The following is a 14,093-nucleotide window of genomic DNA, read 5'->3' as shown; positions in this document are numbered from 1 at the left end:
TCACACCGCTGACCGACGCCACCAGCATACCGTGGCCCATTTCCAGGGCGGTCATGCAGCCGATCAGGGTAAAGGCGACCAACCCCACGGCATCCAGCGCCAGAAACAGCGAGCGCACATGGCGCAGGCAGCGCCGCAGGGTCGCGGTGTCCATGGCATGACGGACCAGCCAGTCACTGACCCCCAGGGGCGCCACCAGTGGCTCCAGTTCCAGCAACAACACGCACGGCAAGCTGCACCGCCCCGGGCCGGGTTGCAGGTTGGGCGTGGTCAACAGCACGGCGCTGTGGTCGTCCTCGAACAGACGACTCACCGAGTCCCAGTTGGGCGCACTGATCAGCACCGCCCCATCGCCCATCGGCACCAGGCACTCGCGCAACAATGCTGCCCACTCAGGCGCATCGGCCAGCAGCAGCAAACGCAAGGGTTCGACAGGCGTAGACAAGCTAGCTCCCTAGACTCTGCAAGATTTCGTTGGCGGCGGGCATTATGACGTGCGGCCTAGCAACCACCAATGATAATGTTTATCAAATACAAACCATGCGCACAATAGTCGCAAATACCCGCACATCCTGCGGCAAAGTAACAAAAGCGGCAAATTTAGATCGAGTGGTACGTCACACCGTCGATCCAAGGCAGCAGAATCTTGCCAGCCTGTTAAAATGCCCGCCCTTTTGAACAATGACTCCCTGAACTCTGTATGTCCCGACTCAATCCCCGGCAGCAAGAAGCCGTGAACTACGTCGGCGGCCCTCTATTGGTGCTCGCCGGTGCTGGCTCCGGCAAGACCAGCGTGATCACCCGCAAGATCGCGCACCTGATCCAGAACTGCGGCATCCGCGCCCAGTACATCGTCGCCATGACCTTTACCAACAAGGCGGCGCGGGAAATGAAAGAGCGTGTCGGCACCCTGCTCAAGGGTGGCGAAGGCCGTGGCCTCACCGTGTGTACCTTCCACAACCTGGGGCTGAACATCATCCGCAAGGAGCATGCGCGGCTGGGCTACAAGCCGGGTTTCTCGATCTTCGACGAGACCGACGTCAAAGCCCTGATGACCGACATCATGCAGAAGGAATACGCGGGCGACGATGGTGTCGACGAGATCAAGAACATGATCGGCGCCTGGAAAAACGACCTGGTCCTGCCGCCCGAGGCCCTGGAAAACGCGCGCAACCCCAAGGAACAGACCGCCGCCATCGTCTACACCCACTACCAGCGCACGCTCAAGGCGTTCAACGCGGTCGACTTCGACGACCTGATCCTGCAGCCGGTCAAGCTGTTCCAGGAACACGCCGACATCCTCGAAAAGTGGCAGAACAAGGTGCGCTACCTGCTGGTGGACGAATACCAGGACACCAACGCCAGCCAGTACCTGCTGGTGAAGTTGCTGATCGGCAAGCGCAACCAGTTCACCGTGGTGGGCGACGACGACCAGTCGATCTACGCCTGGCGCGGTGCACGCCCGGAAAACCTGATGCTGCTCAAGGTCGACTACCCGTCCTTGAAAGTGGTGATGCTGGAGCAGAACTACCGCTCCACCAGCCGTATCCTGCGCTGCGCCAACGTGCTGATCTCGAACAACCCCCACGAGTTTGAAAAACAACTGTGGAGCGAGATGGGCCACGGCGATGAGATCCGCGTGATCCGCTGCCGCAACGAAGACGCCGAAGCCGAGCGCGTGGCCGTCGAACTGCTGACCCTGCACCTGCGCACCGACCGGCCCTACAGTGACTTTGCGATCCTGTATCGCGGGAACTACCAGGCCAAGTTGATCGAGCTGAAGCTGCAGCACCACCAGATTCCGTATCGTCTGTCGGGCGGCAACAGCTTTTTCGGACGCCAGGAAGTGAAAGACCTGATGGCCTACTTCCGGCTGATCGTGAACCCGGATGATGACAACGCCTTCCTGCGGGTGATCAACGTCCCACGCAGGGAAATCGGTTCGACGACGCTTGAGAAACTCGGCAACTACGCCACCGAACGCAAGATCTCGATGTACGCCGCCACCGACGAAATCGGCCTGGGCGAACACCTGGACACGCGCTTCACCGATCGCCTGTCGCGCTTCAAGCGCTTCATGGACAAAGTGCGCGAGCAGTGCGCCGGCGAAGACCCGATCAGCGCCCTGCGCAGCATGGTCATGGACATCGACTATGAAAACTGGCTACGCACCAACAGTTCCAGCGACAAGGCCGCGGATTACCGCATGGGCAACGTCTGGTTCCTGATCGAAGCGCTGAAGAACACCCTGGAAAAAGACGAAGACGGCGAAATGACCGTCGAAGACGCCATCGGCAAGCTGGTGCTACGCGACATGCTCGAGCGCCAGCAGGAAGAGGAAGACGGCGCCGAAGGTGTACAGATGATGACCTTGCATGCGTCCAAGGGCCTGGAATTTCCCTACGTGTTCATCATGGGCATGGAAGAGGAAATCCTCCCGCACCGCTCCAGCATCGAAGCCGACACCATCGAGGAAGAACGGCGCCTGGCCTACGTGGGCATTACCCGTGCGCGTCAGACACTGGCCTTCACCTTTGCCGCCAAGCGCAAGCAATACGGCGAAATCATCGATTGTGCCCCCAGCCGGTTCCTCGACGAACTGCCGCCGGACGACCTGGCCTGGGAAGGCAATGACGACACCCCGACCGAGGTGAAGGCCGTTCGCGGCAACACCGCCCTGGCGGATATACGCGCGATGTTAAAGCGCTAGAATTGACTATTTTTTAATCTACTTTCGGCGCACTGCGCGCCATTAGAGGAAGCGTTCCGTGGAAGCACTGCACAAGAAAATTCGCGAAGAAGGCATCGTGCTTTCCGATCAGGTACTCAAGGTCGACGCCTTTCTGAACCACCAGATCGACCCGGCGCTGATGAAACTGATCGGCGACGAATTCGCCGCGCTGTTCAAGGATGCGGGCATCACCAAGATCGTCACCATCGAAGCCTCGGGGATTGCCCCGGCGATCATGACCGGCCTGAACCTCGGCGTGCCGGTAATCTTCGCCCGTAAGCAACAGTCCCTGACCCTGACCGAAAACCTGCTGTCGGCGACGGTGTATTCCTTCACCAAGAAAGTCGAAAGCACCGTGGCGATCTCGCCGCGCCACCTGACCAGCAGCGACCGCGTGCTGATCATCGATGACTTCCTGGCCAACGGCAAAGCATCCCAGGCGCTGATCTCGATCATCAAGCAGGCCGGCGCCACCGTTGCCGGCGTGGGGATTGTGATCGAGAAGTCGTTCCAGGGCGGGCGTGCCGAACTGGATGCGCAGGGTTATCGGGTTGAGTCGCTGGCGCGGGTGAAGTCGCTGAGCGGTGGTGTCGTTACCTTCATCGAGTAATCGCTGACGGAACGCGGTAAAAAATGTGGGAGGGGCGGTGCGACGATTCGACTTGCCCCCGATAGCGGTGTATCAGTCACCAAATGTGTTGGCTGACCCACTGCTATCGGGGGCAAGTCGAATCGTCGCACCGCCCCTCTCACATTTAGTGCACGGTGGCCTGGAGGCCGGCGAGCAACAGCCGCTGATACACGTCCTCCTTCAAACCTTCAGGCTTATCCAACCGCATCCGCTTCAGATGCTCTGGAAACGCCTCCGGCTCCGGTGCATCCAGCGCCGCCTTGCCCAAGTCGAAAATCTCGCTCAGCTTGAATTTGCTCTTGAGCCAGTTCAACGCCCGCAGCAGATCCCGTTCCTCATCCGTGAAGTCAGTGCCCATCGGATACTCCGGAAACAATCGGCGATGCCGTGCCTGAAGGCTCTGCAGCCGCTCCGGGGTATTGTCGGTAAAGCGCGGGTCCAGCTGGAAATCCTGGGGCAACTTGCCGGCCTTTTGCGCCTGCTCGATCAAGTCGCCCTGGAACCTGGAGTCGGTGATGTTGAGCAACGCCTCGATCACCTTGGCGTCGGTCTGACCGCGCAAGTCGGCAATTCCGTATTCGGTGATCACAATGTCCCGCAGGTGCCGTGGGATGGTGCAATGGCCGTACTCCCAAACGATATTGGAACTGACCTCTCCCCCCGCTTCGCGCCAACTGCGCAGCATCAGGATCGAGCGCGCGCCTTCCAGCGCGTGGCCCTGGGCAACGAAGTTGTACTGCCCGCCCACGCCACTGAGCACGTGGCCACCTTCCAGTTGGTCGGCAACCCCGGCGCCGAGCAAGGTCACCACGATCGCGCTGTTGATAAACCGCGCATCCAGACGCTGCAAACGCTTGAGTTCTTCCTGCCCGTACAGCTCGTTGATGTAACTGATGCGCGTCATGTTGAATGCCTGACGCTTGGCGAGCGGCATGTCCTGCAAACGTTGGTAGAAACTGCGCGGGCCAACGAAAAAACCGCCATGGATCGAAATGCCGTCGGGCTGTGCCGCGTCATCGAGCAGGCCTGCATTCGCCTGTTCCTGGGTCGCCACATCCGGGTAGACCTTGCGCCGCACAATCCCGGCATCGGCCAATACCAGCAGGCCGTTGACGAACATTTCGCTGCAACCATAAAGGCCTTTGGCGAAGGGCTCAACGCCACCTTCACGGCTGATCAGCGGCGCCCACTGGTACACATCGAGGTCGGTCAGCAGCAGCCGATAGGCTTCATTATCCGCCTGGCGCGCGAGCAAGGCGGCGGTCAGCGCATCGCCCATCGAACCGATCCCGATCTGCAAGGTGCCGCCATCACGCACCAGCGTACTGGCATGCAGGCCGATAAAGTGGTCCTGGAAGCCCACCGGCATATTCGGCGTGGAGAACAGCGTGGTGCTGTCCTTTTCATCGAGCAGGTAGTCGAATTCATCCATGCCCAGCTCCGAATCACCGGGCATGTAGGGCAGATCGGTGTGGACCTGGCCGACAATCAGCACGGTTTCCCCGGCGGCGCGGCGCTTGGCGATCATCGGCAGCAGGTCGAGGGTGATATCGGGGTTGCAGCTCAGGCTCAGCCGGTCGGGGTGTTCGGCGCTGCTGGCCACCAGTTGCGCCACCAGGTTCAGGCCCGCGGCGTAGATATCGCGCGCGGCGTGGCTGTAGTTACTGCTGACGTAGTCCTGTTGCGCTGATTGGCTGTGAAGCAGGCTGCCTGGCTGCATGAAAAATTGCTGTACGTGGATATTTTTTGGAAGACTGTCTTTATGCAGAGCGGCGAGGAAATCCAGCTCGGGATAGTCGCCAAACACCCGTTCGGTAAACGGTTCCAGGAAGCGCTTCTGTAAGCCATCGCCCAACGCCGGGCGACCCAGGCTCAATGCGGTGTAGATCGTCAGCGCCCGCTCCGGCAGCTTGGCGATACGTCGGTACAGCGCATTAACGAACAAATTGGGCTTGCCCAGGCCCAGAGGCAAGCCCATGTGGATATGCGCCGGCAAGCGCGCAAGTACGTCGTCAACGGCTTGCTCGATTGAACATAACTGCACCATCCGACCCTCCTGAACATTTCGTGATTAGGGGTTGGACAGAGAGTGGCGGGTCTTTGCTGCAAAGAACAGCCTCTAAACATAAATCGAGGGCACAAAAAAGCCGCTCGTAAGCGGCATTTTTGACGAAGATCGCTGGATTACAACCCGGACATCTTCTTGATCGCGCCCTTCAGATCAGCATCCGAGCAATCAGCACACGTGCCTTTTGGCGGCATGGAATTGATACCCGTGATCGCCTTGGCCAGGATGCCGTCGAGGCCGCCCTGGTGGTCGGCGCGGTCTTTCCAGGCGGCGGTGTCGCCGATTTTTGGGGCGCCCAACAGGCCGGTTTGGTGGCACGCACTGCAGTGCTTGGTGATGATCTCGTCCGGCGTTTTTGCACCGCCGCCGCCCGCTGTTACGGCGACTTCCATCCCTTTGCACTCCTGTCCCTGCACACACACTTGGCCAACAGGCTCCAGGCGCTTGGCAATGTCATCATTGGTCGCAGCTTGAGCGCTGACAGCCCAAAGGGCCAGTACGGTTGCTGGTGCAGCCAGCATTTTCATAATTAGGTTCACGCGTTCACCCTCAATGGTGGCTATTCACGCCTGCGGCCACGGTTTCGCAGGCGGCGAAAGTATAACGGTTAGCCCGCTTGGCTGAAACAACCCTATTAAGCAAAGGGAGATTCAGTTTCGCGGAATACGGCTGCGGGTGTCTCTGCAATGCTGGCAGGACGCCTCTTCTGTCAAAAGTTCGCGGGTGTGGCTGCGCTGATTAGTCGCGCCGGCACATCGAACGGATTGCGAAAACGATGGGGTTTGGTGCTTTCAAAGTAGTAGCTATCGCCGGCTTCGAGCACAAAAGTTTCAAGACCGACCACCAACTCCAGGCGACCTTCCACCAAAATCCCGGTTTCCTCGCCTTCATGGGTGAGCATTTCTCCGCCGGTATCGGCGCCAGGCGGATAAATTTCGTTGAGAAACGTGATCGCCCGGCTCGGATGTGCGCGCCCCACCAGTTTCATGGTGACGGCGCCGTCGGAGATGTCGATCAGCTCGTTGGCTTTATAGACGATCTGGGTCGGTATTTCCTCGAGGATTTCCTCGGAAAAGAACTCGACCATCGACATAGGGATGCCGCCCAGCACCTTGCGCAAGGAACTGATGGAAGGGCTGACACTGTTCTTTTCGATCATCGAAATGGTGCTGTTGGTGACACCCGCACGCTTGGCGAGCTCACGCTGGGAAAGACCCTTCAGCTTACGGATGGATTGCAGTCGTTCGCCGACGTCCAATGCGGGAGCCTCCTAGGATTCAGGCTTTGTTGTAATTGAGCGTTATCATGGCGACAGCGTTCAGTATTTACAACACTTGAGCCTAAATCCTCGCCAGCTCCGTTCGTAACGGCCGATCAAGCGCCGGAATAGAGCCTTGGCACGCGGTGCAGGTTGCAGAATATCTGGTAAGGGATGGTCTCGGCGGCGACTGCGATGTCACTGGCGAGGATGTTCTTGCCCCACAACTCCACGGTGGAACCGAGGCCGGCCTGGGGCACGTCGGTGAGGTCGATGCACAGCATGTCCATGGATACGCGGCCCAGCAACTGGCTGCGCTGCCCCGCCACCAACACCGGCGTGCCGGTGGGGGCGTGACGCGGATAACCGTCGGCATAGCCCATCGCAACCACGCCGATGCGCATCGGTTTGGGCGTGATGAACTTGGCGCCGTAGCCTACCGGCTCGCCGGCCGGCAATTCGCGCACGCAGATGACTTTCGACTCCAGGGTCATCACCGGCTGCAAGCGTGCGGCGATGGCCTGGTCTTCACCAAACGGCGTCGCGCCGTACAACATGATGCCCGGGCGCACCCAGTCGCTGGACACATTCGGCCAGCCCATCACCGAGGGTGAATTGCGCAGGCTGACCTCAGCCGACAAGCCCTGGCGCGCTGCCTCGAACACCGCTACTTGTTCATTACTGCGCACGCAATCGAGTTCATCGGCGCGGGCGAAGTGGCTCATCAACACAATCTTCGCCACCTTGCCGCTGGCCAGCAGGCGCTGGTACGCCTCGTGGTAATCCTTGGGATGCAGGCCGACGCGGTGCATGCCCGAATCCAGCTTGAGCCAGAGGGTCAGTGGCTTGCTCAACTTGGCCTGTTCGATCGCCTCCAGTTGCCACAGCGAATGCACCACGCACCAGAAATCATGCTCGACGATCAGCGGCAGCTCGTCGGCTTCGAAAAACCCTTCGAGCAGCAATACCGGCGCGCGGATGCCGGCGGCCCGCAGTTCCAGCGCTTCCTCGATACAGGCCACGGCAAAACCATCGGCCTCGGCTTCCAGCGCCTGGGCCACGCGCACGGCACCATGGCCGTAGGCATCGGCCTTGACCACGGCGAGGGCCTTGGCCCCCGTGACTTCACGGGCCAGTTGGTAGTTGTTGCGCAGGGCTTGGAGGTCGATCAGGGCACGGGCTGGACGCATGGCGGCAGGCTTCTAGGCGGCAGAGTGAAAAAAAACCGGCACCGACCAACAACATCGGTGCCGGGAGAGGGATCGTTGCTTAAGGCAGGGCGGCCACGACGGACAGCTCCACCAGGATTTGCGGTTCGCACAGTTTCGCTTCAACCGTGGCGCGGGCCGGGGCAACGCCCTTAGGCAGCCACGTGTCCCACACTGAGTTCATGCCGGCGAAATCGGCGTCAATGTCTTTCATATAGATCGTCACCGACAGCAACTTGGTCTTGTCGGTGCCGGCCAGGTCCAGCAGGCGCTCGATAGTAGCCAGCGCTTCACGCGTCTGCTGTTCAACCCCGGCACTCAGGTCATCGCCGACTTGCCCTGACAAATACACGGTCCCGCTGTGGGCAACGATCTGGCTCATGCGCTCATTGGTGAGCTGGCGCTGGATTGACATGTTTTTCAGACTCCTGGTGGTTGCCATAACGGGAAATATCGAGGCCTTCGGCGCTGATCTGCGGCGTCTTCTTCGCCATCAGGTCCGCCAGCAAACGACCGGAACCGCATGCCATGGTCCAACCGAGGGTGCCGTGGCCGGTGTTCAGGAACAGGTTCTTGAACGGGGTGGCGCCGACAATCGGCGTACCGTCGGGAGTGGTTGGGCGCAGCCCGGTCCAAAAGATCGCTTCGCTCAGATCGCCGCCCTGAGGATAAAGGTCGTTGACGATCATCTCCAGGGTTTCACGCCGACGCGGGTTCAGCGACAGGTCAAAACCAGCTATTTCAGCCATGCCGCCGACACGGATACGGTTGTCGAAACGGGTGATAGCGACCTTGTAGGTCTCGTCGAGAATGGTCGACGTCGGCGCCATCGCCGGGTTGGTGATCGGCACGGTCAGCGAGTAGCCCTTGAGCGGGTACACCGGCGCCTTGATCCCCAACGGCTTGAGCAACTGCGGCGAGTAACTGCCGAGAGCCAGTACGTAGCGGTCGGCGGTTTCCAGCTTGCCGTCGATCAATACGCCGTTGATGCGATCACCGGCGTAGTCGAGGCGCTGGATGTCCTGTTCAAAACGGAATTCCACGCCCAACTGCTTGCACATTTCGACCAGGTGGGTGGTGAACATCTGGCAGTCGCCGGTCTGGTCGTTCGGCAGGCGCAGGGCACCGGCGAGGATGTCGGTGACGCTGGCCAGGGCCGGTTCGACGCGGGCGATGCCAGCGCGGTCGAGCAATTCGAACGGCACGCCGGACTCTTTCAACACGGCGATATCTTTGGCCGCCCCATCGAGCTGGGCCTGGGTGCGGAACAGTTGGGTCGTACCAAGGCTGCGGCCTTCGTAGGCAATGCCGGTTTCAGCGCGCAGCTCGTCGAGGCAGTCGCGGCTGTACTCGGACAAGCGGACCATGCGCTCCTTGTTCACCGCATACCGGCTGGCGGTGCAGTTGCGCAGCATCTGCGCCATCCACAGGTATTGGTTGATATCAGCGGTGGCCTTGATCGCCAGCGGCGCGTGGCGTTGCAGCAGCCACTTGATGGCCTTGAGCGGCACACCCGGCGCCGCCCATGGCGAAGCGTAGCCTGGAGACACTTGGCCGGCGTTGGCGAAACTGGTTTCCATGGCAGCGGCAGGCTGACGATCGACCACGACCACCTCAAAACCGGCTCGCGCCAAATAGTAGGCACTGGTCACACCAATGACGCCGCTACCCAAGACCAGAACGCGCATTTTCATATCCTCATCGCGGCTTGACCGCCGACGTGTGTTGTTCGAGCAATAATGTGAGCAGTATAAAAAGCAATCACCAGTGCATTTCACTATATAAATGCTTATATTTGGCGACAATTCTCGGCAAAAACCCTTTTAACAGAGGCGTATCCCCTATGCGTACCAACACCCAGACCAAGCGGGAGCTGGACAAGATCGACCGCAACATCCTGCGCATCCTACAAGCCGACGGGCGTATTTCGTTCACGGAACTGGGGGAAAAGGTCGGGCTGTCGACCACCCCCTGCACCGAGCGCGTGCGCCGCCTGGAACGTGAAGGGATCATCATGGGCTACAACGCACGGCTCAACCCCCAGCATTTGAAGGGGAGTTTGCTGGTATTTGTCGAGATCAGCCTCGATTACAAATCCGGCGACACCTTTGAAGAATTCCGCCGCGCCGTGCTGAAACTGCCCCATGTGCTGGAGTGCCACCTGGTGTCGGGGGACTTCGACTACCTGGTGAAAGCGCGGATTTCCGAGATGGCCTCGTACCGCAAGTTGCTCGGCGACATCCTGCTCAAACTGCCCCATGTGCGGGAGTCCAAGAGCTATATCGTGATGGAAGAAGTGAAAGAGAGCCTCAATCTGCCGATCCCCGACTGACTGACACAACTGGGCCAATGTGGGAGGGGGCTTGCTCCCGATAGCGGTGGGTCAGTTGCAGATAAGCTGACTGTGACACCACCATCGGGGGCAAGCCCCCTCCCACATTTTGACTGCATACATCGGTTAGACCAGCACCTGCCGGGTACTCGCCATGTATTCATGGATCTGCTTCTCGACCCGCGGGTGAATCAGCTCCACCGGCCCCCGCCCATTGGGGCAAGGCAAGGTCTTTGTGGTGCCGAAAAGCCTACAGATCAGCGGGCGCTCGTCATACACCGTGCAGCCATTGGGGCCCAGGTGGACACAGTTCAATTCGTCCATGGCAGCTTCCTGCTCGGCAGCGGTCTTACGCGGCAGGCGCGACATTTCCTCGGGTGAAGTCGTCACCGGCCCACAGCAATCGTGGCAGCCGGGGACGCACTCGAACGAGGGAATCTGTCGGCGCAATGCGCTGATTTTCTGACTGTTGCAACTCATCGAAACACGTACCGAACGGCGAATAGGCGTGGATTCTGCCGCAAAAGCCCACGGTGAGACAGCTTCGTCCGACCGCTGTATCCTGCGTCAAGTTTTCCAAACAGGGATATTCCCCATGACTGCCAGTGCCCGGCACACCGCTTCCTACTATGCCGCCAGCAGCCTGCCGCAACCCGACTACCCGGCGTTGGCCGGCGAAAGGGTTGCCGACGTGTGCGTGATCGGCGGTGGTTTTTCCGGGCTCAACACCGCCCTGGAGCTGGCCGAACGCGGGTTCAGCGTGGTACTGCTGGAAGCGCGCAAGATTGCCTGGGGCGCCAGCGGGCGCAACGGCGGCCAATTGATTCGCGGCGTCGGCCACGGCCTGGAGCAGTTCGCCAATGTGATCGGCACCGACGGCGTGCGCCAGATGAAACTGATGGGCCTGGAGGCGGTAGAAATCGTGCGCGAGCGCGTCGAGCGCTTCCAGATCGCCTGTGACCTGACCTGGGGTTACTGCGACCTGGCCAACAAAGCCCGCGACCTGCTCGGCCTCGCCGAAGACGCCGAAGAGTTGCGCAGCCTGGGCTATCGCCATGAAGTACGCCTGCTGCAAGCCGGCGAAATGGGCAGCGTGATCGGCTCCGACCGCTACGTGGGCGGCATGATCGACATGGGTTCGGGCCACCTGCACCCGCTGAACCTGGCCCTCGGCGAAGCCGCCGCCGCAGAGCAACTGGGCGCGCAACTGTTCGAGCACTCCGAAGTGACGCGCATCGACTACGGCCCCGAGGTCAACGTACACACTGCCCGCGGCAATGTGCGCGCCAAGACCCTGGTGCTGGCCTGCAACGCCTACCTGAATGGCCTGAACCCCCAACTGAGCGGCAAAGTGCTGCCCGCCGGCAGTTACATCATCGCCACCGAGCCGCTAAGCGCAGCCCAGGCCGCCCAGTTGCTGCCGCAAAACATGGCGGTGTGTGATCAACGGGTGACGGTGGACTACTTCCGCCTGTCCGCCGACCGCCGCCTGCTGTTCGGCGGCGCCTGTCATTATTCCGGCCGCGACCCTCAGGACATCAGCGCCTATATGCGACCAAAGATGTTGCAGGTATTTCCGCAACTGGCCGACGTGAAGATCGACTACCAATGGGGCGGCATGATCGGCATCGGTGCCAACCGCTTGCCGCAGATCGGCCGATTGGCGGATCAACCCAATGTGTATTACGCCCAGGCCTACGCCGGTCATGGCCTCAACGCTACGCACCTGGCGGGCAAGCTGCTGGGCGAAGCCATCAGCGGCCAGCAGCAGGGACGTTTCGATCTGTTCGCCCAGGTGCCGCACATCACCTTCCCCGGCGGCAAGCACTTGCGCTCGCCGTTGTTGGCGCTGGGGATGCTCTGGCACCGGCTGAAAGAACGGGTGTGAGTCAACTGCGCCAGAACGGCTTCAAGCCTTCCTGGCGCGCCTGCTCGGCGGTCAGCCCGATATCCCGCAGTTGCTCGGCAGTCAGGTCCAGCAACGCCTTGCGCGTGCGGCGGCGGCACCAGAACAGGCTCCAGCGGTTGCGCGTCAGGGTCGACATCGCCGGCTCCTGCCCTGCTTCCAGTTCCTGACTGTGTAACGTCAGCCGCACATCGCTCATGCCGTTCATTTTGCTGCCCTCATTTGCTGGTTGCCATGAGTGACTAGAATGAGCGGGCGGACAAAACCATTACAGATTCAACCGAATTTTATTAAATCCATACAGATACTGCCCACGAACGGCTGAATCCTGTATTTTCCCAGGATCTGTACTGGTCCTTTGGGAGTGATCACCGTGACCCTTTACGTCAACCTCGCCGAATTGCTGGGCACCCGCATCGAGCAGGGCTTCTACCGCCCCGGCGATAGGCTGCCTTCGGTACGGGCCTTGAGCGTGGAGCACGGGGTCAGTCTGAGCACCGTGCAGCAAGCGTATCGCGTGCTGGAAGACAACGGCCTGGCGATGCCGAAGCCCAAGTCCGGTTACTTTGTGCCCGCGAGCCGTGAGCTGCCGGCCTTGCCCGAAGTCGGCCGCCCGGCCCAGCGCCCGGTGGAAATTTCCCAGTGGGACCAGGTACTCGAGTTGATTCGCGCGGTGCCGCGTAAAGATGTCATACAGATGGGCCGCGGCATGCCGGATGTGTTGTCGCCCACTCTCAAGCCCCTGCTGCGCAGCCTGGCCCGCGTCAGCCGGCGTCAGGATCTGCCGGGGTTGTATTACGACAACATCCTCGGCTGTATGGAACTGCGCGAGCAAATCGCTCGACTGTCATTGGACTCCGGCTGCCAATTGACCGCCGAAGACATCGTGATCACTACCGGCTGCCATGAAGCGCTGTCCGCCAGCATCCGTGCCATTTGCGAGGCGGGCGGTATCGTCGCAGTAGACTCGCCGAGCTTCCACGGCGCCATGCAAACCCTCAAGGGCCTGGGCATGAAAGCCCTGGAAATTCCTACGGACCCACTCACCGGCATCAGCCTCGAAGCCCTGGAACTGGCCCTCGAGCAGTGGCCGATCAAAATCATTCAACTGACCCCCAACTGCAACAATCCCTTGGGCTACATCATGCCGGAGGCGCGCAAGAGAGCGCTGCTGACCCTGGCCCAGCGCTTTGACGTGGCAATCATCGAAGACGATGTGTATGGCGAACTGGCCTACAGCTACCCGCGCCCGCGCACCATCAAATCCTTCGACGAAGATGGTCGTGTATTGCTCTGCAGCTCGTTCTCGAAAACCCTGGCGCCGGGCCTGCGGATTGGCTGGGTCGCTCCGGGCCGCTACCTGGAGCGGGTGCTGCACATGAAATACATCAGCACCGGCTCCACCGCGACCCAGCCGCAGATCGCCATCGCTGAATTTCTCAAAGGCGGCCATTTCGAACCGCATTTGCGGCGGATGCGCACGCAATACCAACGTAATCGCGACTTGATGCTCGACTGGGTCAGCCGCTATTTCCCCGCCGGCACCCGCGCCAGCCGACCTCAAGGCAGCTTCATGCTGTGGATTGAGCTGCCGGAAGGCTTCGACACCCTCAAGCTCAACCGTGCGTTGATGGAACAAGGCGTACAAATCGCCGTGGGCAGTATCTTTTCAGCTTCCGGCAAGTACAGGAACTGCCTGCGCATGAACTACGCTGCCAAACCTACGCCACAGATCGAAGAGGCGGTGCGCAAGGTCGGCGCCGCCGCGAGCAAGATGCTGGCCGAGGCCGCCGACTGACCTTTCCCGGGAAATAGCCGTCATATGTCGACAACCGCCCTGATGTGGAAGCAGCGCCCTTGAAGACTCGACGGCTTTTAGCGTTTTTCCTGGTGGGCGCCCTGGCCCTGGGCGGCTGCGCTACGGTCGATGTGCCGCGCATCCCCAGCGACGCCCTGCCG

The 14,093-nt window shown here is 60.6% G+C and carries 14 protein-coding genes; 5 read left to right on the top strand and 9 right to left on the bottom strand.

The features are described from left to right. Window positions 1-445 (bottom strand): TRIC cation channel family protein (locus tag L9Z73_RS14340; protein ID WP_430624291.1); only part of this gene is annotated, 445 nt, incomplete at its 3' end. A gap of 255 nt (window positions 446-700) precedes the next feature. Between L9Z73_RS14340 and rep the strand changes: the two genes are divergently transcribed. Then, window positions 701-2,710 (top strand): DNA helicase Rep, encoded by a 2,010-nt coding sequence (gene rep / locus L9Z73_RS14335; protein ID WP_247401984.1) that lies wholly within the window; start codon window positions 701-703, stop codon window positions 2,708-2,710. Between the two features lie 58 nt (window positions 2,711-2,768). Continuing rightward, the gene (locus L9Z73_RS14330) at window positions 2,769-3,341 is read left to right on the top strand and encodes a xanthine phosphoribosyltransferase (protein ID WP_247401982.1); all 573 of its coding nucleotides are present in this window, start codon (window positions 2,769-2,771) and stop codon (window positions 3,339-3,341) included. Between the two features lie 145 nt (window positions 3,342-3,486). Here the strand turns inward: L9Z73_RS14330 and L9Z73_RS14325 are convergent, their stop codons facing one another. The 6 genes from L9Z73_RS14325 to dadA form a co-directional block, all read right to left on the bottom strand. Then, entirely contained in the window at window positions 3,487-5,409 is a 1,923-nt protein-coding gene (locus tag L9Z73_RS14325; protein ID WP_247401979.1) for an acetyl-CoA hydrolase/transferase C-terminal domain-containing protein, read from the bottom strand. 137 nt (window positions 5,410-5,546) lie between these two features. Beyond that, on the bottom strand, window positions 5,547-5,957 hold the full coding sequence (locus L9Z73_RS14320) for a c-type cytochrome (RefSeq protein WP_247401985.1): 411 nt from the start codon (window positions 5,955-5,957) through the stop codon (window positions 5,547-5,549). 182 nt (window positions 5,958-6,139) lie between these two features. Then, the gene (locus L9Z73_RS14315; protein WP_247401978.1) at window positions 6,140-6,688 is read right to left on the bottom strand and encodes a cupin domain-containing protein; all 549 of its coding nucleotides are present in this window, start codon (window positions 6,686-6,688) and stop codon (window positions 6,140-6,142) included. A gap of 116 nt (window positions 6,689-6,804) precedes the next feature. Then, entirely contained in the window at window positions 6,805-7,878 is a 1,074-nt protein-coding gene (gene alr / locus L9Z73_RS14310; RefSeq protein ID WP_247401976.1) for an alanine racemase, read from the bottom strand. Window positions 7,879-7,957: 79 nt separating this feature from the next. Further along, on the bottom strand, window positions 7,958-8,311 hold the full coding sequence (locus tag L9Z73_RS14305) for a RidA family protein (RefSeq protein WP_247401974.1): 354 nt from the start codon (window positions 8,309-8,311) through the stop codon (window positions 7,958-7,960). Next, the gene (gene dadA, locus L9Z73_RS14300; protein ID WP_247401972.1) at window positions 8,283-9,584 is read right to left on the bottom strand and encodes a D-amino acid dehydrogenase; all 1,302 of its coding nucleotides are present in this window, start codon (window positions 9,582-9,584) and stop codon (window positions 8,283-8,285) included. The genes L9Z73_RS14305 and dadA overlap by 29 nt, the downstream gene beginning before the upstream one ends. A 155-nt stretch (window positions 9,585-9,739) precedes the next feature. Between dadA and L9Z73_RS14295 the strand changes: the two genes are divergently transcribed. Continuing rightward, window positions 9,740-10,228 (top strand): Lrp/AsnC ligand binding domain-containing protein, encoded by a 489-nt coding sequence (locus L9Z73_RS14295; protein WP_003206849.1) that lies wholly within the window; start codon window positions 9,740-9,742, stop codon window positions 10,226-10,228. A 126-nt stretch (window positions 10,229-10,354) separates the two neighbouring features. Here L9Z73_RS14295 and L9Z73_RS14290 read toward each other — a convergent pair whose 3' ends face one another. Then, window positions 10,355-10,708, bottom strand: a complete 354-nt coding sequence (locus L9Z73_RS14290) for a YkgJ family cysteine cluster protein (RefSeq protein ID WP_247401968.1) — start codon at window positions 10,706-10,708, stop codon at window positions 10,355-10,357. 115 nt (window positions 10,709-10,823) lie between these two features. Here L9Z73_RS14290 and L9Z73_RS14285 point away from each other — a divergent pair, with 115 nt between their 5' ends. Continuing rightward, a complete protein-coding gene (locus L9Z73_RS14285; RefSeq protein WP_247401965.1) occupies window positions 10,824-12,116 on the top strand; it encodes an NAD(P)/FAD-dependent oxidoreductase in 1,293 nt (430 codons plus the stop codon). A gap of 1 nt (window position 12,117) precedes the next feature. Here L9Z73_RS14285 and L9Z73_RS14280 read toward each other — a convergent pair whose 3' ends face one another. Then, window positions 12,118-12,342 carry a DUF1127 domain-containing protein gene (locus L9Z73_RS14280; RefSeq protein WP_247401961.1) on the bottom strand — a complete coding sequence of 75 codons (225 nt, stop codon included), beginning with the start codon at window positions 12,340-12,342 and terminating at the stop codon, window positions 12,118-12,120. 165 nt (window positions 12,343-12,507) lie between these two features. On the opposite strand from L9Z73_RS14280, the gene L9Z73_RS14275 reads away from it, so the two are divergent. Further along, window positions 12,508-13,932: a PLP-dependent aminotransferase family protein gene (locus L9Z73_RS14275; RefSeq protein ID WP_247401959.1), complete on the top strand. Its 1,425-nt coding sequence runs from the start codon at window positions 12,508-12,510 to the stop codon at window positions 13,930-13,932. Window positions 13,933-14,093 lie beyond the last annotated feature (161 nt).

It is taken from the genome of Pseudomonas emilianonis, from assembly GCF_023072625.1.
Taxonomy (GTDB): Bacteria; Pseudomonadota; Gammaproteobacteria; order Pseudomonadales; family Pseudomonadaceae; genus Aquipseudomonas; species Aquipseudomonas paraveronii.
The sequence above is the reverse complement of the archived record's forward strand: the minus strand, read 5'-3'. Positions and strand labels throughout refer to the sequence as shown.